The sequence below is a fragment of the Pseudonocardia sp. ICBG601 genome, from assembly GCF_020496245.1.
Genome location: NZ_JAHLJA010000146.1, coordinates 44314 through 61316, shown reverse-complemented (window position 1 = coordinate 61316; position 17003 = coordinate 44314). Strand labels below are relative to the sequence as shown.

Below are 17003 nucleotides of genomic sequence, written 5' to 3'. Positions count from 1 at the left end.
ACGGGAGATGGGAGCCCCCGCCGGTCGGGGCTCTCTCAGGCGGTGTGGATCTCCACCGGCTGGACGGTCGCCTCGGCGGCGACCTTGAGCGTGCGGCGCGGACCGCGGATGATCGCGTCCCGCTCGGACTCGGACAGGCCGCCCCAGATGCCGTAGGGCTCGTGCACCTTCAGTGCGTGCTCGCGGCACTGCTGCACCACGGGGCACTCGGAACAGACCTGCTTCGCTCGGGTCTCACGACGGGCCCGGGCGGGACCGCGCTCACCCTCGGGATGGAAGAAGAACGCGCTGTCCATCCCCCGGCAGGCTCCCTCCATCTGCCAGTCGTAGATGTCGGCGACCGGGCCGGGAAGCCTCCGGATGTCCGCCATGTTCGTCACCTGCCTTCGCTATCGAACCTGACGACGCTCAGATTCCCTGGCCATGGCGGCCGCAAACCTGATTCGAGGTGAACGATGGTGCACGTCCGACAGGGTGGTGCATGGCGAGCGCCGTCGGCGGAGGTCCGGGCCCTGCTCGCCGGGGTGGCGACGGACCGGGAGGTGGCCGCGGCGGCGCGCCCGGACGGGCCGGCGGAGCTGCGGTGGGCGGCCGCCGTCGCCCGGGGCGGCTCCGGGCACTACGCGGCCGCGGCCGCGCTGCTCGACGGGGTGCGCCGCGACCCGGCGGCCGGGGTCGTGCCGCGGGCGCACGCCACCGTCACCCGGGCCTCGCACCTGCGCCAGCTCGGCGGGCACCGCGCCGCGGCCGCCCTCGACGGCGCCGCGCTCCGGCTGGTGCTGCCGGGCGCGGGGACCCCGGGCGACCCCGGGCCGTGGGGCCTCGACCGCGCCGCGGCCGTCGCCGACGCGCTGACCGGGCTCGCCGCCGACGCCCTCGGCCGCCTCGACGCCGCGACCGCCGCCGTGCTGCTGCGCCGGGCCGGGCCGTGGTGCGGCCCGCACGGTCACCGCACCCGGGTCCGCCATGGCTGGGTGACCGCGGAGACGGCACTGGTCGCGGGCGACCCGGCCGCGGCGCTCGCCGCCGCCGACGAGGCGCTGGCCGGGGCACGGGCGCTCGGGTCCGCGCGGCACGTGCTCAAGAGCCGCCTGGTCCGGGCGGTCGCCGCCGGGGTGGCGGGGCGGGACCGGGCGGGCGTCGTCGCCGAGCTGGACGCGGTGGCCGCGGACGCGCTCGTACACGGACTGCTACCGCTGCACCGCCCCGCGCTGCTCGCCCGGGCCGACCTCACCGGGCCGGGACCGGGGCCGGACGGGGCACCGGACCCGGCCGGAGGTGGTCCGGATGCCGTACCCGCTCGGCCGTACCGCGGGCGCCGCGGGGCCGATCGGGCGACGCCGGAGGCCGGTTCCGGACCGGTCGTCGGAGCGCGACACGCCGGAGCGTCACCATTCGATACGCGCAGTCGCCGAGCGGATGCGGAGGGTCGCCGACATGCGGTGTTGCACACGGTGAGCGTCCTCTATACGCGAAGTGACCGTAGCGGGCGAGACCTGCTGCGGGAGTAGTGCCCGGAGTCCGGCCCGGACGATGTACCGTACGGACTACTCCATTCGGCGACACTTCACCCACATGACGCTGATGCACGTGGGTCAGAGCGCCGAACGGAGGGCACAAAATCGCCCCGACCGTGTCAAGGTGAGAGTGTCACCCGCCGATTCGGAGGGTGAAGAATCACCCGGCTGCAGGAAGCTGCAGGAAGGAATCGTCGTGACGACGGTACTCATCTGCGACGATCGTCGCAGCGTCCGCGAGGGACTGACTCGCGTCATGTCCGCGGTCCCGGGGGTCCAGCGCATCGACTGCGTCGCCCACGGGGACGAGCTCCTCGCCCGCTACGCCCGCCAGTCCGTCGACGTCGTCCTGGTCGGGACGCAGCGTGCTGTGCCCACCGGGGTGGAGGCCACCCGACGACTGGTGGCCGCCCACCCGCAGGCCAACGTCATCGTCTTCGGAGCCCCGGACGACGCCGGCAGCATCGCCGCCGCCATCGCCGGGGGGGCACGCGGCTACCTGCGCTGGGACGCCTCGCGTCCCGAGCTGGTCGCCGCGCTGGCACACACCCTGGCCAGCACCTCGGTGCCGACCCCGCGCGTCCCCACCGACCCGGGGGTCCAGCTCACCGAGCGCGAGCTCCAGGTGCTGCGCGGGATGAGCCAGGGCAAGAGCAACGGCCAGATCGGCCGCGAGCTCTACCTGTCCGAGGACACCGTGAAGACCCACGCCCGCCGGCTGTTCCGCAAGCTCGGCGTCCGTGACCGCGCACAGGCCGTGGCCCACGGCTTCCGGCGCGGCCTGGTGTCCTGACCGGGTCCCCACCCGGAACGGCACGAGAACGCACCACCGAGCGACCGACCCCGAACCGGCCGCTCCACCCCACCCGTCCGCGGGTGGGCATCGTGAGCCGGACCGACCCCCGCGGTCCGGCTCCACGCCCCGGACATCCCCGTGTCCGGCCCACGCACCCGGGCCGCTGCAGACCCCGCGGCCCGCACCCGGGACACCACGCCCGGGAGATCCGCCCCGACCGGCTCCGGCCGGTCCGGCGCCCCGGTGACGGGACGCCGGTCGTGCTCCCCGCGACCGGACCCCGCCGGGGCCCGCGGCCGCCCCGGCCGAGGCCGACGACGGATCCGCCGGACGTCGTAACCGTCCGCCTCCGATCGGCCCTCGTCCGACGAGCGGTCGGCGGGACGCCGGGAATCGTCACCCGGCGTCCCCCGCGTCCCCGGGGTCACATGCGTGACCGCAGCCCCGCGGCCCCGGCGACGACCCGTCCGGATTCCGCGCCGAACCGGGCGCGACCCGCGCCGGGCGGTCCACGGCCGGTGATCGGGCGCGGACGATCTTCACTGCGTCCGGTGACCGCATTCTGCGGTGGGTGACGAACCGCTCGCCGACCGTGGCCGCCCCGTGGACGTGTTCCGGCGCGGCCCCGCGCAACCCGGAACTGTGCACGATCGTCTGATCTGACATGGAGCGACTCCCGTCGGCGAGCCCCGCTCGGATACGGTGGATCCGAGCCGATCTCACCTGCGCGAACGCGGGTTGCCTCCACGATCGGATGACACTGCTGGAAGCTCGTAACGCCTGGGCGGTTCCCCACGATGAGTGAATCAAGAGACGTTCCCGACGAGTGGATCGAAGCGGCCATGGCCGGCGATCGGTCCGCGGTCGAGCGCGTTCTCGCCATGATTCGGCCCCTCGTCGTGCGCTACTGCCGCGCCCGTCTGGGGACCGACCGAGGGTCCGTCTCGGCGGACGATGTCGCCCAGGAGGTCTGCGTGGCCGTGCTCACGGCGTTGCCGGGGTACCGGGTGCAGGGTCGCCCGTTCCTCGCCTTCGTCTACGGCATCGCGTCCCACAAGGTCATCGACGCGCACCGGGCTGCGTCCCGGAACCGCTCCGAACCGATGGCCGACGTGCCGGACCGCATGGAGTCGTCCGACGGCCCGGAGTCCCGGGCCCTGCAGGTGGAACTGTCGGAGGAGATGTCCAAGCTCCTGGAGATCCTTCCGGACAAGCATCGGGAGATCATCGTGTTGCGCGTGGTCGTGGGTCTGTCCGCGGAGGAGACCGCGGCAGCCGTCGGCTCCACCCCGGGCGCCGTCCGCGTCGCCCAGCACCGGGCGCTGGCCCGGCTGAGGAAGATGATGAGTGAGGAGGTGGTCCGGGATGCGTGACCAGGGTCCGCACGGTCCGGGCTTCCCCCCACCGCCCGGTGAGGGCTGGGAGCGCCCGCCCGCACCGGTGACGCGTGGCCGCTTCGGCGAGCCCCGCCCTCCCCGTGCCAACGGCCACACCAACGGCCACTCGCACCCGCTCGGTCACCAGGGCCACCCGGTGCCGTTCGACGGGCGCACCGTCCCGCAGCCGGTTGTGCAGCGGCATGCCGCCCGCGCCGACGAGTGGGACGACCTCGACGGCTTCGAGGACGACGGCCCGATCGACCTCGTCGAGCTCCAGGCCGACGACGAGCTGATCAACGCCCTGTCCTCCGGGCTCGGCGTGTCCGGCCCCGGCCGGCGCGGCTACGACGTCGACGACCACCTGGCCGCGATGCTCTCGTCCTGGAAGGACGAGGTCGACCGCGACCCGATCCCGCAGCTCCTCGACACCGACGAGGCCGTCCAGATCCTGCAGCCGGCGAAGCCGTCGCGGAAGGTCTCCTTCCTGCGCCCGCTCGTCGCTGCCGCGGCGGTCGCGGCGTGTGCGCTGGCCGTCGTCTCGATCAGCGCGCACGAGGCCCAGCCGGGCGACGCCCTGTGGGGTGTCTCCCGGGTGCTCTACAGCGAGCGCGCCGACCAGGTGCAGGCCGCGACCACGCTGCGCGAGGGCATCGAGCGGGTCAACGCCAAGCTCGCCGCCGGGGACACCGTCGGTGCACAGCAGGAGCTCGCCGCGCTCGGCCCGCTGGTGGACCGCACCGCACCGGACCTGCGCAACGACTTCGAGCAGCAGAACCGCTTCCTGAACCAGAAGGTCGCCGAGACCCCGCCGGGCACGCCGACCGACCCGCGGTCGCCGCTGCGCGACGGGACCCCGGCCCCGCCGCCCCCGGTCTCCGAGGGCAACGAGGACACCCCGACGCCGGACCCGCGTCCGTCGCAGGGGACGACCACCCCGGGTGGCACGACCTCGCCGGAGGGCACCACCGACCCGTCCGTGCTGAACGGGCCGGGTGAGACCTCGCCCACGACGTCGCCGTCGCCGTCGGAGACCTCGCCGACGACGGAGGGCCAGGCGGACCCGACGACCCCGACGACGGCGCCCACGACCCGGCCCACCGCGGCCGGGGAGGGGCAGAGCGACCCGACGGACGACACCACCCCGCCGTCGTCGACGACGACCGGCGCGGTGAGCAGCACGCCGAACTGACGCCGTCCGGCACGCAGTACGACGAAGGGCCCCGGAGGATCTCCTCCGGGGCCCTTCGCGTGTGTCGGGGGTGTCGCGCTCAGTCGGCGAGGGTCGCGTCGGCGTACCCGCGGCAGTACTCCCACGTGACGTAGTGCGCCGGGTCCGGGTCGTAGGCCGGCTCGTGCGGCCGCATCCGGCCCTCGTCGAGCAGCTGCTGCAGGCTCGCGCGCAGCAGGTTCCACTCGTGGAAGTGCTGCTCGCCGCAGTCCGCGCAGTCGACGACGATCCCGCGGACGCCGCGGCCCGCCAGCAGCGCCTGGTACACGGCCAGGTCCGCCAGGTCGGCCAGGATCTCGCCGCGGTCGGTCTCGTTCAACGGGGGTACCTCGGAGTCACCGGAACCCGGCCACGGGCCGTCACCACGGTCGTCATAGGCCTGCATCGAGAGCGCAGGGTCATCCGGGTCTCCGGCGAACGGGTCCGGTGGCAGCGCCTCTGGTGACACGGCGTACACGGTACCGGTGCAGGGGGGTCGGGCCCCGGCCCACCCCGGGGTGGTGGACGTACGATGGCGGCCTGCGGCGGGAGCCCGCCGTCAGCGTCGACCGCACCGCCTCGACAACACTGCTTCGACCGCAAGAGGAGCCCCGGAGAGATGACGAGCGAGATGGGCGGCCTGCCGGACAAGTTCGCGATGCTCGGACTGACCTTCGACGACGTGCTGCTGCTGCCCGCCGAGTCGGACGTGATCCCCAGCTCGGCCGACACGTCGAGCCAGGTGACCCGCCGGGTGCGGGTCCAGGTGCCGCTGGTGTCGTCCCCGATGGACACCGTCACCGAGTCCCGGATGGCCATCGCGATGGCCCGCGCCGGCGGTCTCGGCGTGCTGCACCGCAACCTCTCCCCGGACGCCCAGGCGGCCCAGGCCGAGGTCGTGAAGCGGTCCGAGGCCGGCATGGTGACCGACCCGGTGACCTGCAGCCCCGACGCGACGCTGGCCGACGTCGACGCCCTGTGCGCCAAGTTCCGGATCTCCGGCGTGCCGGTGACCGACGAGACCGGCCACCTGGTGGGGATCATCACCAACCGCGACATGCGCTACGAGGTCGACACCGACCGGCCCGTGTCGGAGGTCATGACCCGCGCGCCCCTGGTGACGGCCAAGGTCGGCGTCACCGCGGAGGCCGCGCTGGGCCTGCTGCGCCGGCACAAGCTGGAGAAGCTGCCGATCGTCGACGGCGACGACATGCTGCGCGGCCTCATCACGATCAAGGACTTCAACAAGACCGAGCAGTACCCGCTGGCGACCAAGGACCCGGACGGGCGGCTCGTCGTCGCCGCCGCGGTCGGGGTCGGCGACGACGCCTACGCCCGCTCGATGCAGCTCGTCGAGGCCGGTGTGGACGTCCTGATGGTCGACACCGCGCACGGCCACTCCCGCCGTGTGCTGGAGACCGTCGCGAAGCTGCGCGCCGAGGTCGGCGACCACGTCGACGTCGTCGGCGGCAACGTCGCCACCTACGAGGGCGCCAAGGCGCTCGTCGAGGCGGGTGCGGACGCGGTGAAGGTCGGCGTCGGGCCGGGCTCGATCTGCACCACCCGCGTCGTCGCCGGGGTCGGCGCCCCGCAGATCACCGCGATCTACGAGGCCACCCGTGCGTGCGCCCCGGCCGGCGTCCCGGTCATCGGCGACGGCGGCATCCAGTACTCCGGCGACGTCGCCAAGGCCATCGCGGCCGGCGCGTCGACGGTCATGCTGGGCTCGCTGCTGGCCGGCACCGCGGAGTCGCCCGGCGAGGTCGTGCTCGTCGGGGGCAAGCAGTTCAAGACCTACCGCGGGATGGGCTCGCTCGGCGCCATGCAGGGCCGTGCCGGCGCCGCGGGCCGGTCCTACTCCAAGGACCGCTACGCCCAGGACGACGTGCTCAGCGAGGACAAGCTCGTCCCCGAGGGCATCGAGGGCCGGATCCCGTTCCGCGGGCCGCTGTCCTCGGTCGTGCACCAGCTCGGCGGTGGGCTGCGCTCGGGCATGGGCTACGTCGGCGCGCAGACCATCCCGGACCTGCAGCAGGCGCGCCTGGTGCGGATCACCGCGGCCGGTCTCAAGGAGAGCCACCCGCACGACATCACGATGACCGTCGAGGCCCCGAACTACGCCGCCCGGTAGTCACGGGGGCCCCAGCACCACCCTGAGCAGCGCCGCTTAGGGTGGTGCCCGTGCGTGACCTCGTGGAGATCGGGATGGGCCGGGAGGCCCGTCGTGCCTACGACCTCGACCAGATCGAGATCGTCCCGTCGCGGCGGACCCGCAGCTCGAAGGCCGTCTCGACGGCCTGGCAGCTCGACGCCTACCGCTTCGACATCCCGCTGATGACCCACCCCACCGACGCGGTGGTGTCGCCGGACTCGGCGGTGCGGATCAGCGAGCTCGGCGGGCTGGGGGTGCTGAACGCGGAGGGCCTCTGGGCCCGGCACGCCGACCCGAAGGGCGCGCTGGAGCGTGTCGTCGCGGCGGCGACCGGCGACGAGCCGGACTCCGCGGTGGCGCTGCTGCAGGAGCTGCACCAGGACCCCATCCAGCAGGACCTGATCACCGAGGCGCTGCGCCCGCTGCGCGACGGCTCGCACACGGTCGCGGCGCGGGTCAGCCCGCAGCGCGCCCGCGAGCTCACCCCGGCGCTGCTCGCCGCGGGCGTCGAGATCCTCATCGTGCAGGGCACGATCATCTCCGCCGAGCACGTCTCGGACGACGAGCCGCTCAACCTCAAGGACTTCATCGCCGAGCTGGACGTCCCGGTCGTCGCCGGCGGGGTGGGGGACTACCGCACCGCGCTGCACCTGATGCGCACCGGCGCCGCCGGCGTCATCGTCGGGTACGGGCAGTCCACCTCCACCACCACCGACGAGGTGCTGGGGGTCGGGGTCCCGATGGCGACCGCGATCGTCGACGCCGCGGCGGCCCGCCGCGACTACCTCGACGAGACCGGCGGCCGGTACGTGCACGTGATCGCCGACGGCGGCATCGGCACCTCCGGTGACATCGCCCGCGCCGTGGCGTGCGGCGCCGACGCGGTCATGCTCGGCGAGCAGCTCGCCGAGGCCGCGGAGGCCCCCGCGGGCGGGCTGTACTGGACGTCGTCGGCGGCGCACCCGTCGCTGCCGCGCTCGGAGGTCACCGGCCTCGCGCGGTCGGGGCGGACCCTGGAGCAGGTGCTGTTCGGGCCGACCGACAGCCCGTACGGCACGACGAACCTGTTCGGTGCGCTGCGCCGGGCGATGGCGAAGACCGGCTACTCCGACCTCAAGGAGTTCCAGCGGGTCGGGCTGAACCTGCGGACCTGATTCGGTGCTCTGACCTGTGGGTTCGCTGTCCGGCGGGCCCATGAGGCGGTCGCCGTTGTCGGTCTGTGGTCGCACTGTGGTCGCAGCAGCCGCAGCACGCTCCGCGGCGTACTCGGCCGCGGCGGCGTCGAGGACCGCGCCGTAGACGTCGGCGGCGGCCGTCGAGGTCTCGTGCGACAGGTGGCCGTACAGGTCGACGGTGATGGAGATCTTCGAGTGTCGGAGCATCTTCGACACCACCGCCAGCGGCACCCCGGAGGCGAGCATCAGCGTCGCGGCCAGGTGCCGCAGATCGTGGATCGTGCAGCGGGGGAGGCCTGCCTCCTTCGCTCGCTCGTGGAAGTGCCACAGCGCCTTCTCCGGGCGGATCGGCGCCCCGTCCTCCCGGGCGAACACCAGGTTCAGGCCCTCCGGGTCGTAGGCCTCGCCCCACTCCGCGCGGGTCGCGGTCTGGCGCTCTTGCTGGCGACGCAGGGCGTCGACGACCCGGCCGGACATGCCGACGCCGGCCGCGCTGCCCGCGGTCTTCGGCTTCGTCAGCATCAGCGTCCCGTTGACGTCGGACAGCGTCTGGCGGACCTGTAGCACCCGGCGGTCCAGATCGACGTCGGACCAGCGCAGCCCGAGCGCCTCACCACGGCGCAGGCCGCAACCGATCAGTACCTCGAAGAGCGGACCGAACTCGTGGTCGCGGACATGGGCCAGGAACGTGATCGCCTGGTCGACGGTCCACGGGGTGCGCTCCGCGCGGCCCTCGGCCGGGAGCGGGGCGTGCCGGGCTGCGTTGTGGGTGAGCCGACGGCGCTCGACGGCGTCGGCCAGCGCGGAGGACAGCACCGCGACGCAGCGACGGATCGTCGGGGCGCCCCGGCCGGCCGCCTCCAGGTCGGCGATGAACTGCGCGACGTGCCGGTGGTTGAGGTGCTCGAGCCTGTGCGCTCCGAGCGCGGGCACGAGGTCGTTGCGGACGTAGCACTGGTAGCTGAGCAACGTCTTGGGCTTGAGCTTGTGCCGCATCCCGTGCAGCCACTCGGCGAGGTACGCGGCGACGGTCTCGCGGTCGTCGACCTGGACCCCGGTCCCGCGGCGCTGAACGACGTCGTCGAGGGCTCGCTGGGCGCTGGCCTTCGTGGGGAACCCTCGGCGGCGCATCGTCTTACGGTGGCCGTCGATGGTGGGCAGGTCGACGGCGTAGGCCCAGCGGCCGTGCTTCGCGCTGGCGGCCAGATCCGGGCAGCGGGTTCCGAGCTGGCGGCCGTCCTCGCCGCGGCACGAGCACGCTCGGTAGACGCGGCCGCGGCTCATGTCGGATCCTCCGGGTGGTCCTCGCTGGCTGACGGACCGAGTTCACCGTCTCGACCATGGAAGATCGGGTGTTCGAGCATCCGGGCGTAGGCCAGTACGACACGGGCCGGGATCCCCAGCTCGCGCACGGCCCGCCAGATCTCGCGGTCGACACCGGCGAGCTGCTTGGACCAGCTCGCGACCTCATCGACCGTCGTGAGGTCGGGCGGGTCGTGAGGGCGGTTGAGCTGAGGGAACGTTCGGTCGCCGTATACCGGGATGCCGTCTTCATCAGGAAGGCGACCGTCGCCGGCTGCCCAGCGCCAGGCCCAGTAGGCCTCGACGACCCGGTTGGGAGTGAGCGCGATCGGCTCCTCGCCTGCTTCGGGGCCGATGAGGAGGCGGTTCGGCGAGACGTGGTCGCCGAGTGCGACGGCGATGGCGAGCAGCTCCGTGATGTCGGTGCTGCGCAGGCCGTTCTCGATGCGGCTGACTGTGTTGAGTCGCATCGGTACGCCCTGAGCGGTCACCGCCTCCGCGAGCTCTGCCTGCCCCATCCCAGCCTCCTGTCGGAGCGTGCGGACGTTGTCGCCGAACCGCCGCTGCACTGGGTTCTCCACAGCGGAGAACCGTAGTTGATGTGTTCACACCATACGAGAGTGTGTGGTCTACTGTCACTAGCGGAGAGAATCTCTCCAGAAACTCTCTGAAACGGAGAAGCCAGTGACTGGTGCAAGGGCAGGTCTTGGATCACGAGCTGAGGTTGCGGAGTACCTCCGGGTCCCGGTGTCAACGCTGGACCGATGGGCACGCCTCGGCACCGGCCCGCGCTACGCGCGCGTCGGCCGCCACGCGCGGTACCGATGGTCTGACGTCGAGACGTGGCTGCTCGAGCGGACTCGTCGAGCCGGGAGGGAGACATGACTCCGGGCAGGCCGGGAAGCAGCGCGCCGCGGCTCCTACCCGACGCCGGACCGACGGTGTCGATCGCGGAGACCGCCCGCGCGCTCGGTGTGAGTCGCGACCTCATCTACGCGATGCACGCACGCGGCGAGCTGGCCGCACTGGGGATCAAAGTCCTCCGGCTGGGCTCACGCATCCGCGTCAGCACCGCGAGCCTCCGCACCGTCCTCGATTCTCCCAGTACTGCGGACGTGCCATAGAGCCCAGCGGGTCACGACCCGAGGAATCACGGAGAACGTCGGTCGTGATCGGCCAACATCGGCGGTGACCGCTACCGAAGGGCCACCGTGGACACGACCGGTACCGCACCGCACGACGTGCTTCTCACCCCAGCTGAAGCCGCCGAACGACTGCGCGTGTCAGCTGACGCGCTGTACCGCTGGCGCCGCAAGAACGTCGGTCCGCGATGGACCCGTGTCGGCGATGGCCTCGGACGAATCCGGTATCCGGCCGCCGAGCTAACCCAGTACCTGCAGGAACAGGCCGCCGCCGCGTGACCGCGGCCGCACTGCGCACGTTCACCAACCGCACGCGAACGGAGAAGACGATGAGCCCGCCCAGCGGAAAGAAGGACCTCGGGAGCGCTGCACACGCCCCCGAGGCCGACAGGTTCACAAGTTGCCCTCACCAGGCCACCTCACCCAGCAAGCAGCGTAGCCGATCCCACACGCCACGCAGCACCTCTGCGCGGGTCACCAGCCCAACCGGGGTGCTCGCGACGGCCGTGACGCGCTGCGAGTTCTGCAACGCGCCCGCCTCCGCAGGCATCGGGTTCGAGGCACGAGCGTTCACCTGGCACGTGCCGGCACCGAACACCATCGGCCTCGACATCCCGGCCCAGACCTGGCACGCCTGCGACCCCTGCGGTGCGGACATCCTCGCCGCGGACTGGGCCGCGCTGGCCGCCCGCCAGCAGCTCGCCGGCTACACCGTCGCCAGCCCGTGGATCAGCGAAGACATCCGGTCCCTCCACGAACAGCTGAGGGCCGCCCTCACCGGCCGCATCTGCCGGTGGGCGACCCTGGGAGCGGCAGCATGACCGCCCTCCACGACCTCGTCGCCGGTCATCTGCACGACGAGAACTCCCTCGCCGTGGTTCCCGCCGTCACCGAGGACAGTGCCCCTCGCGTGCGGGAGGGCCTCGCACGGCGCCGCCAGGTCGCCGTCACCGGGCGCTGCCCGTGCGGGGCGACCATGGCGATCCCGAGCCGCGCGCAGCGGCGAGCCGCCCGACGGGCGGCTCGCCGGATCCACCATGTCGCGGTCATCCACGCTGACAGCTGCCCCGCTATCGACCCGTTCACCGACGAGCAGGCGGTCGGGTAGCCCACCGATGACTGCTGCCCGCTCCCACGTCGGCGATCCAGTCGACCGGCTCCTCGAGCTGCTGCTCTCCGTTCGCCGGCAGGGCAGCAGCTGGCGAGCCCTGTGCCCAGCACATGAGGACCGCAACCCGTCCCTGTCGATCAGCCGAGCCGACACCGGCAACGCGCTCGTGAACTGCCAGGCCGGATGCAGCATTGAGGACGTCCTCGCCGCGGTCGGACTTCGCACCGCCGATCTGTTCGTCGACCGACAGGACCGGCCCCGAGACGTGTGGCGCGGCAGCGGCGACCCCGTCCAGCTCCCGCGACCCGCCACTGGCCGAGCCGAGCAGAGACCGCAGCGTCGGACCGTCGCGACCTACAGCTATCGAGACGAGGACGGGCGAGAGCTGTTCCAGAAGCTCCGCTACGACCCCAAGGACTTCCGCCAACGCCGCCGCGACGGGACCGGCGGATGGTCCTGGTCCCTGGGCGACACTCGCCGCGTTCTCTACCGGCTGCCCGAGGTCGTAGCCGCCGTCAAGACTCGCCGCACCGTCTGGTTGGTCGAGGGCGAGAAGGACGCCGACCGGCTCGCCGAGATGGGCGAGGTCGGCACCTGCAACTTCGACGGTGCCGCGAAGGCCGGACAACGCACCAAGTGGCGATCCGAGTACGGCGACAGCCTGACCGGCGCGCACGTCGTCATCGTCGCCGACCGCGACGACGCAGGCCGGGCCCACGCCGAAGCCGCCTACGACGACCTCCTCGGCAAGGCCGCGTCGGTCCGCATCGTCAAGCCGGCCACCGAGGGCGAACACGACGACCTGTCCGACCACCTCGACGCCGGCCACAGCCTCGGGCAGCTCGTCCCGGTCCGTGAGCAGGACGCGCCTACTGACGAGGGCCCGCGACCCCTCGTTCCGGCGCGGCGTCCAGCCGAGTTCCCCGTCGAGGCGCTTCCGGCAGTCCTCGCCGACTACGTCCTCGCGCTGTCCCGCCAGACCCAGACACCCCCTGACATGGCCGCCATGTGCGTCCTTGGGGCAGTCGCCGCATGTGCCGGCGGCCGCGCCGTAGTCGAGGCCCGTCCTGGCTGGCGCGAGCCGGTCAACGTCTATGCCCTGGTCGTCATGCCACCGGCGTCGCGCAAGTCCGCAGTCATCACAGACTCGACCCGGCCGCTGTACCGAGCTGAAGCCGAGCTGACGTCGAAGGTCGACGGCGACATCGTCGAGGCCGAGACCCGCCGCGACATCGCCCAGAAGATCGCCGAGAAGGCACGTCGTGATGCCGTGTCCGCTCGACCCGACACACGCGACGCGAAGCTCGCCGACGCGATCTCAGCCGCCACCGCGGCAGCAGCCATCACGATCCCGGCCCGTCCACGTCTTGTCGCCGACGACGCCACCCCAGAGGCCGCGGTCTCCCTACTCGCCGAGCAGCAGGGCTGTATCGCGTTCATCTCCGCGGAGGGCGGCTTGTTCGACGTCATGGCCGGCCGGTACAGCGACAAGATCCCCAACCTGGACGTCTGGTTGAAGGGCCATGCCGGTGACCCGATGCGGGTCGACCGCAAGGGGCGACCGTCCGAGCGGATCGACAACCCGGCCCTGACTCTCCTGCTCACGGCTCAGCCGACCGTGCTCCGCGAGATCGCCCGCAACGGCCAGTTCCGCGGACGAGGCCTCCTCGCACGCTTCCTCTACGCCATCCCAGCCAGCAACGTCGGACACCGACAGATCGGCGCAGCTCCAGTGCCCCCACAGGTGTCAGAGGCATACGGCGAACGCATCACCGAACTCGCGCGGCTCCTCGGCCACTACAACGAGCCCGCCGTCATCCCGCTCGACCCGGACGCCGCGCAGCTCATGCTCGACATCGAGCGTCGGATCGAACCCCAGCTCGCACCCGACGGCCCCCTCGGGCACATCGCCGAGTGGGGCGGGAAGCTCGGCGGAGCAATTCTGCGGATCGCAGGCCTACTGCATCTCGCCGAAGACCCCGCCGGCGGCGAGCGCCCCATCTCCGCAGACACCCTGCAGCGGGCCGACAGCATTGGCGTCTACCTCACCGAACACGCCTCCGCGGCGCTGTCCCGTCTCGGTGACGCCGCCACCGAGACAGCGGCCGAGTTCCTCCTCGACTACCTCCTCAGCGTGGATGACCTGCAGGAATTCACCATCAAGAAGCTCATGGACAGGCTCAGTCGCGGCCGGTTCCCGACCTCCGAGTCGGTCGCTGGCGCCGTCGCTGTTCTCGCCGAGCACGGCTGGGTCGTCGAACAGCCAGCACCGGCCCGGAAGGGCCCAGGGCGGAGACCATCACCCCGGTTCCGCCTTCACCCCGACGCCCACACCGCGGACCGGTGACCTGTGGAAACGCATAGTGCGGATACTGCGGATTCCGCGGACCCGACTCGCTCCCGCAGACGCACCCCGGCACCGCCGGAGGGGAGTCCAGGGACATCCGCAGTATCCGCAGAATCGAATGAATTCACACGCGCGCGGCAACTCGTTGTAGCTCCGCGGAATCCGCAGTATCCGCAGAACCCGGCACCGGCGGAGATGCCGCTGGTACATGGCCTGATCGCTCACCTCGTTCCGAGCGCGCCAACCGGCCCACGCAATCCGCTAAATCCGCCGAAGCTGCTGCTCCCCTGGCCCCACCCCAACAGCGACCCCACCGCGATCCGCCGGCGCCAAGCAGCCACCCGCAGCCGCGAACGCCTCGCCCGCGACCCGTCGGCCCGACCACCCACATCGCCGAGACCAGCGTGAAAGCGCTCGCCGCACTCCGACACCTCACCCGACCCCAGGAGCACCACATGCCCGACACCAACACCAGCCCCGACCGCGCCCAGACCGAACTCGACGCCCTCCGCGCCGAACGCGTCGACATCCAGGCAGCCATCGACGCCAACCCACTCCGCAGCGCACCCGACGTCGCACAGTGGCGCGCCCGCAAGCAGATCTCCGACCAACGCCTCGACGAGATCGAGATCCGCGAACGCGACCTCACCGAGTTCGGCACCGTCGTGCTCGACAACCCCGACGAGCTCACCCGGTACCTCGCCACCGCACGCCCCATCCAGCGACGGTTCACCCGCCTCATCGAGACCCGCCGATGGCGACGCGACACCAACGGCACCGGCGCCGACTACGACTCCGACGTCGCCCACCGAGGCGTCATCGACTGGTGGCGCGGCCTCGCCCACTTCGCCACCCAACTCGACCACGACACCGAGGCCAGCAAGGCGCTGCTCGCCCGAGAAGCCGACAGCTGGCTCACCTTCCGCAACGCCGTCCTCATCGCCGACGCCCTCTGGACCAACTGGGACATCCCCGCCCCCGAAGCCGGGATCGACGGGGAGTGGCCCACCTGGCTGGCATCCGGCGTCTACCGAACCGACCGAGCCCCAACGCAGTGAGCGCGAACCCCAAGGGACTGCGCCGAGGCCCTGACCCCATGGTGGCGCCCCCGTCCACCGTCATCGGCCGCGGTGCACGGTGAAGCGGCGTCAGCGCCGCCGGTGCGGCGCCTCACGCACCGACGGCGGCACCTGCGGCCGGTTCGCCATGGTCGGCGGGCGGGTGTGCTGGGTCCACGGCGGCGCCGCGCCACAGACCAGACAGGCAGCCGTCGCCCGACAGGTCGAGCAGGAGATGCGGCGCGCGTTCCAGATCACCTACAGCCGCCACCGCGCGTGCTGGCAGGAGTGGAACAGCCGGCGGGTCCTGATCACCGCGCACCTGCTCAAGATGCGCCCCGAGGACGTCGGCGGCGCCGACATCGTCTACTGCCGGCTGCTCCACGGCATACCGCGTGCGGAACCCGAACCGCAGTTCCGGCCCGTTCGGCGCTACGGCCCCCGAGCGCTGACCCCACCCCGAGGAGGACCCGATGCCTGAGCGCACCCCCGAGCAGGCCGCCCGCCGAGCCCGAGTCGTCGAACTCCGACGAGCCCGCCTGTCCTGGTTCGAGATCGGCGACGAACTCGGAGTGTCCCGACAGCGCGCCCGCCAGCTCTACGACGCCGCCCTCGCCGAGGCCCCGGTCGCGCAGGTCGAGGAACACCGCGCCGAGGAACAACTCCTCGCCGACGACGTCACCTGTGAGCTCCTCGCCCTCGGCCGAGACCCATCGATCCCAGCACGCACCCGCGTCGAGGCGTACGCCGTCGCCTGCCGATGGGCCGAACGCAAGGCCCAGCTCCTGGGTCTGAACGCACCGGCCACCAGCCGGGTTCAGCTCATCACAGAGTCGGACATCGACGCCGAGATCGCGAGGCTCACCGCCGAGCTCACCCAGCGGCCGCAGGACTGACCGCGTCGTGGCTCGCAAGTTGCCCCAGGACCGGTTGCCGCCACCCTGCGGGCCCGCGGGGCCGGTTCGCACAGGGCTGGGCACATCAGGGGTTCGCACACCTGGGCGCGAGCGTGCGGACCCGCCGCGGGGTGCGACGGACGCGGGTTCACCCTGCGGAGAGGCGCAGACCGCTGCTGCTCAGCTCCAGGCGGTGCTGGACGAGGTCGTGGCCGGCCGGTTGGTGTGCTCCGGCGCGACCCGTCATCGGTTGGAAGGCGCCGTGCTCGCGCTCAACGCCACAGAGTCGACCGGACCGCTTCGCCTCCGTCGCGGACGGAGCGCAGGCCGTCCCCGTCTGAACTCAGGTACCCAGTAAGCTCTAACGGGTGGTCGATGCGGAGGCAGGTGACCTGCTCGTCGCCCGACTCTGGCGATGGGACGACGTGCGCCTGCGCGCAGACGCCGAGACGGACCACCGGCTGCAGCTGCGCGATAACCGACCCGCCCCCGACTACAGCATCTCGGTCTTCGGCCACAGACTCGCTCCACAGGAGGAGATCATGGCCGCGGCGATCGCACTGTGCCAGCACATCCTGACGGTGCCGAGGTCTGCCAAGTGGGTGACTTTCACGACCGAGCGGCACCTGAACGCGGCTGGCTTCGTTCTTCGTCTCAGTGAGCCACCACTTCAGCACTACGATGTGATACTCGGCCATGAGCTTGCGTCCGCGGACCTGGCCAAGCTCGCGACCGTCTTCAACCAGTATGACCGGAGGAGGTTCCCATCGTGTTCGTTGTGAACTTCGTGCAGCCGGCAAGGATCATCGTGGACCCCAACAGCGCAGTTAGAGCCGACCCGCGCCTCACGGCCGCTCGGTTCGAGGACGCGGATCGGGTCCCGGAACCTGGGGAGACGGTTGTAGCGTCACAACCGGACGA

General features: G+C 72.1%; 19 protein-coding genes and 1 pseudogene. 16 read left to right on the top strand and 4 right to left on the bottom strand.

What is annotated here, in order from left to right; translation table 11 throughout:
* Positions 1-35: 35 nt before the first annotated feature.
* Positions 36-371: a WhiB family transcriptional regulator gene (locus tag KPL57_RS28110; protein ID WP_062403765.1), complete on the bottom strand. Its 336-nt coding sequence runs from the start codon at positions 369-371 to the stop codon at positions 36-38.
* 84 nt (positions 372-455) lie between these two features.
* Between KPL57_RS28110 and KPL57_RS28105 the strand changes: the two genes are divergently transcribed.
* The 4 genes from KPL57_RS28105 to KPL57_RS28090 all read left to right on the top strand — a co-directional run bounded on the left by KPL57_RS28105 (position 456) and on the right by KPL57_RS28090 (position 4881).
* Positions 456-1511 (top strand): hypothetical protein, encoded by a 1056-nt coding sequence (locus KPL57_RS28105; protein ID WP_226353791.1) that lies wholly within the window; start codon positions 456-458, stop codon positions 1509-1511.
* A 202-nt stretch (positions 1512-1713) separates the two neighbouring features.
* Positions 1714-2310, top strand: a complete 597-nt coding sequence (locus KPL57_RS28100) for a response regulator transcription factor (RefSeq protein WP_010225624.1) — start codon at positions 1714-1716, stop codon at positions 2308-2310.
* 800 nt (positions 2311-3110) lie between these two features.
* A complete protein-coding gene (locus tag KPL57_RS28095; RefSeq protein WP_062397752.1) occupies positions 3111-3686 on the top strand; it encodes a sigma-70 family RNA polymerase sigma factor in 576 nt (191 codons plus the stop codon).
* Positions 3679-4881, top strand: coding sequence for an anti-sigma-D factor RsdA (locus KPL57_RS28090; protein ID WP_226353790.1), 1203 nt, complete (start codon positions 3679-3681; stop codon positions 4879-4881). Before KPL57_RS28095 ends, KPL57_RS28090 begins: the two co-directional genes overlap by 8 nt.
* A 79-nt stretch (positions 4882-4960) precedes the next feature.
* Here KPL57_RS28090 and KPL57_RS28085 read toward each other — a convergent pair whose 3' ends face one another.
* Positions 4961-5353: a DUF5319 domain-containing protein gene (locus tag KPL57_RS28085; RefSeq protein WP_255656812.1), complete on the bottom strand. Its 393-nt coding sequence runs from the start codon at positions 5351-5353 to the stop codon at positions 4961-4963.
* Positions 5354-5518: 165 nt separating this feature from the next.
* Between KPL57_RS28085 and guaB the strand changes: the two genes are divergently transcribed.
* Positions 5519-7030: an IMP dehydrogenase gene (gene guaB / locus KPL57_RS28080; protein WP_224392163.1), complete on the top strand. Its 1512-nt coding sequence runs from the start codon at positions 5519-5521 to the stop codon at positions 7028-7030.
* A gap of 50 nt (positions 7031-7080) precedes the next feature.
* A complete protein-coding gene (locus tag KPL57_RS28075; RefSeq protein ID WP_226353788.1) occupies positions 7081-8205 on the top strand; it encodes a GuaB3 family IMP dehydrogenase-related protein in 1125 nt (374 codons plus the stop codon).
* 183 nt (positions 8206-8388) lie between these two features.
* On the opposite strand, the pseudogene KPL57_RS72855 reads toward KPL57_RS28075, so the two are convergent.
* Together KPL57_RS72855 and KPL57_RS28065 are read right to left on the bottom strand one after the other, a co-directional pair.
* Positions 8389-9357 (bottom strand): annotated as a pseudogene (locus KPL57_RS72855) (tyrosine-type recombinase/integrase); the annotation flags it as partial.
* Positions 9358-9506: 149 nt separating this feature from the next.
* A complete protein-coding gene (locus KPL57_RS28065; protein WP_226353787.1) occupies positions 9507-10109 on the bottom strand; it encodes a helix-turn-helix domain-containing protein in 603 nt (200 codons plus the stop codon).
* Positions 10110-10212: 103 nt separating this feature from the next.
* On the opposite strand from KPL57_RS28065, the gene KPL57_RS28060 reads away from it, so the two are divergent.
* The 10 genes from KPL57_RS28060 to KPL57_RS28020 all read left to right on the top strand — a co-directional run bounded on the left by KPL57_RS28060 (position 10213) and on the right by KPL57_RS28020 (position 16864).
* Positions 10213-10413 (top strand): AlpA family transcriptional regulator, encoded by a 201-nt coding sequence (locus KPL57_RS28060; RefSeq protein WP_226353786.1) that lies wholly within the window; start codon positions 10213-10215, stop codon positions 10411-10413.
* Complete coding sequence (locus KPL57_RS72850) at positions 10410-10652, top strand: helix-turn-helix domain-containing protein (protein ID WP_374203802.1); 243 nt, start codon at positions 10410-10412, stop codon at positions 10650-10652. The genes KPL57_RS28060 and KPL57_RS72850 overlap by 4 nt, the downstream gene beginning before the upstream one ends.
* 87 nt (positions 10653-10739) lie before the next feature.
* Positions 10740-10949, top strand: a complete 210-nt coding sequence (locus KPL57_RS28055; RefSeq protein ID WP_226353785.1) for an AlpA family transcriptional regulator — start codon at positions 10740-10742, stop codon at positions 10947-10949.
* A gap of 212 nt (positions 10950-11161) precedes the next feature.
* Positions 11162-11491, top strand: a complete 330-nt coding sequence (locus KPL57_RS28050) for a hypothetical protein (RefSeq protein ID WP_226353784.1) — start codon at positions 11162-11164, stop codon at positions 11489-11491.
* A complete protein-coding gene (locus tag KPL57_RS28045) occupies positions 11488-11778 on the top strand; it encodes a hypothetical protein (protein ID WP_226353783.1) in 291 nt (96 codons plus the stop codon). The genes KPL57_RS28050 and KPL57_RS28045 overlap by 4 nt, the downstream gene beginning before the upstream one ends.
* Positions 11779-11785: 7 nt before the next feature.
* Complete coding sequence (locus tag KPL57_RS28040; protein ID WP_226353782.1) at positions 11786-14128, top strand: DUF3987 domain-containing protein; 2343 nt, start codon at positions 11786-11788, stop codon at positions 14126-14128.
* 455 nt (positions 14129-14583) lie between these two features.
* Positions 14584-15186, top strand: a complete 603-nt coding sequence (locus KPL57_RS28035) for a hypothetical protein (RefSeq protein ID WP_226353781.1) — start codon at positions 14584-14586, stop codon at positions 15184-15186.
* Positions 15187-15265: 79 nt separating this feature from the next.
* Complete coding sequence (locus KPL57_RS28030; RefSeq protein WP_226353780.1) at positions 15266-15667, top strand: hypothetical protein; 402 nt, start codon at positions 15266-15268, stop codon at positions 15665-15667.
* Complete coding sequence (locus KPL57_RS28025; RefSeq protein WP_226353779.1) at positions 15660-16082, top strand: hypothetical protein; 423 nt, start codon at positions 15660-15662, stop codon at positions 16080-16082. Before KPL57_RS28030 ends, KPL57_RS28025 begins: the two co-directional genes overlap by 8 nt.
* Before the next feature lie 368 nt (positions 16083-16450).
* The gene (locus KPL57_RS28020) at positions 16451-16864 is read left to right on the top strand and encodes a hypothetical protein (RefSeq protein WP_226353778.1); all 414 of its coding nucleotides are present in this window, start codon (positions 16451-16453) and stop codon (positions 16862-16864) included.
* The last annotated feature ends 139 nt before the right edge of the window (positions 16865-17003 follow it).

Bases quoted from the DNA above. Each gene is read 5' to 3' on its own strand.
- KPL57_RS28110 (WP_062403765.1), bottom strand. From the start codon at position 371: ATGGCGGACATCCGGAGGCTTCCCGGCCCGGTCGCCGACATCTACGAC.
- KPL57_RS28105 (WP_226353791.1), top strand. From the start codon at position 456: ATGGTGCACGTCCGACAGGGTGGTGCATGGCGAGCGCCGTCGGCGGAG.
- KPL57_RS28095 (WP_062397752.1), top strand. From the start codon at position 3,111: ATGAGTGAATCAAGAGACGTTCCCGACGAGTGGATCGAAGCGGCCATG.
- KPL57_RS28090 (WP_226353790.1), top strand. From the start codon at position 3,679: ATGCGTGACCAGGGTCCGCACGGTCCGGGCTTCCCCCCACCGCCCGGT.
- guaB (WP_224392163.1), top strand. From the start codon at position 5,519: ATGACGAGCGAGATGGGCGGCCTGCCGGACAAGTTCGCGATGCTCGGA.
- KPL57_RS72850 (WP_374203802.1), top strand. From the start codon at position 10,410: ATGACTCCGGGCAGGCCGGGAAGCAGCGCGCCGCGGCTCCTACCCGAC.
- KPL57_RS28045 (WP_226353783.1), top strand. From the start codon at position 11,488: ATGACCGCCCTCCACGACCTCGTCGCCGGTCATCTGCACGACGAGAAC.
- KPL57_RS28040 (WP_226353782.1), top strand. From the start codon at position 11,786: ATGACTGCTGCCCGCTCCCACGTCGGCGATCCAGTCGACCGGCTCCTC.
- KPL57_RS28035 (WP_226353781.1), top strand. From the start codon at position 14,584: ATGCCCGACACCAACACCAGCCCCGACCGCGCCCAGACCGAACTCGAC.
- KPL57_RS28025 (WP_226353779.1), top strand. From the start codon at position 15,660: ATGCCTGAGCGCACCCCCGAGCAGGCCGCCCGCCGAGCCCGAGTCGTC.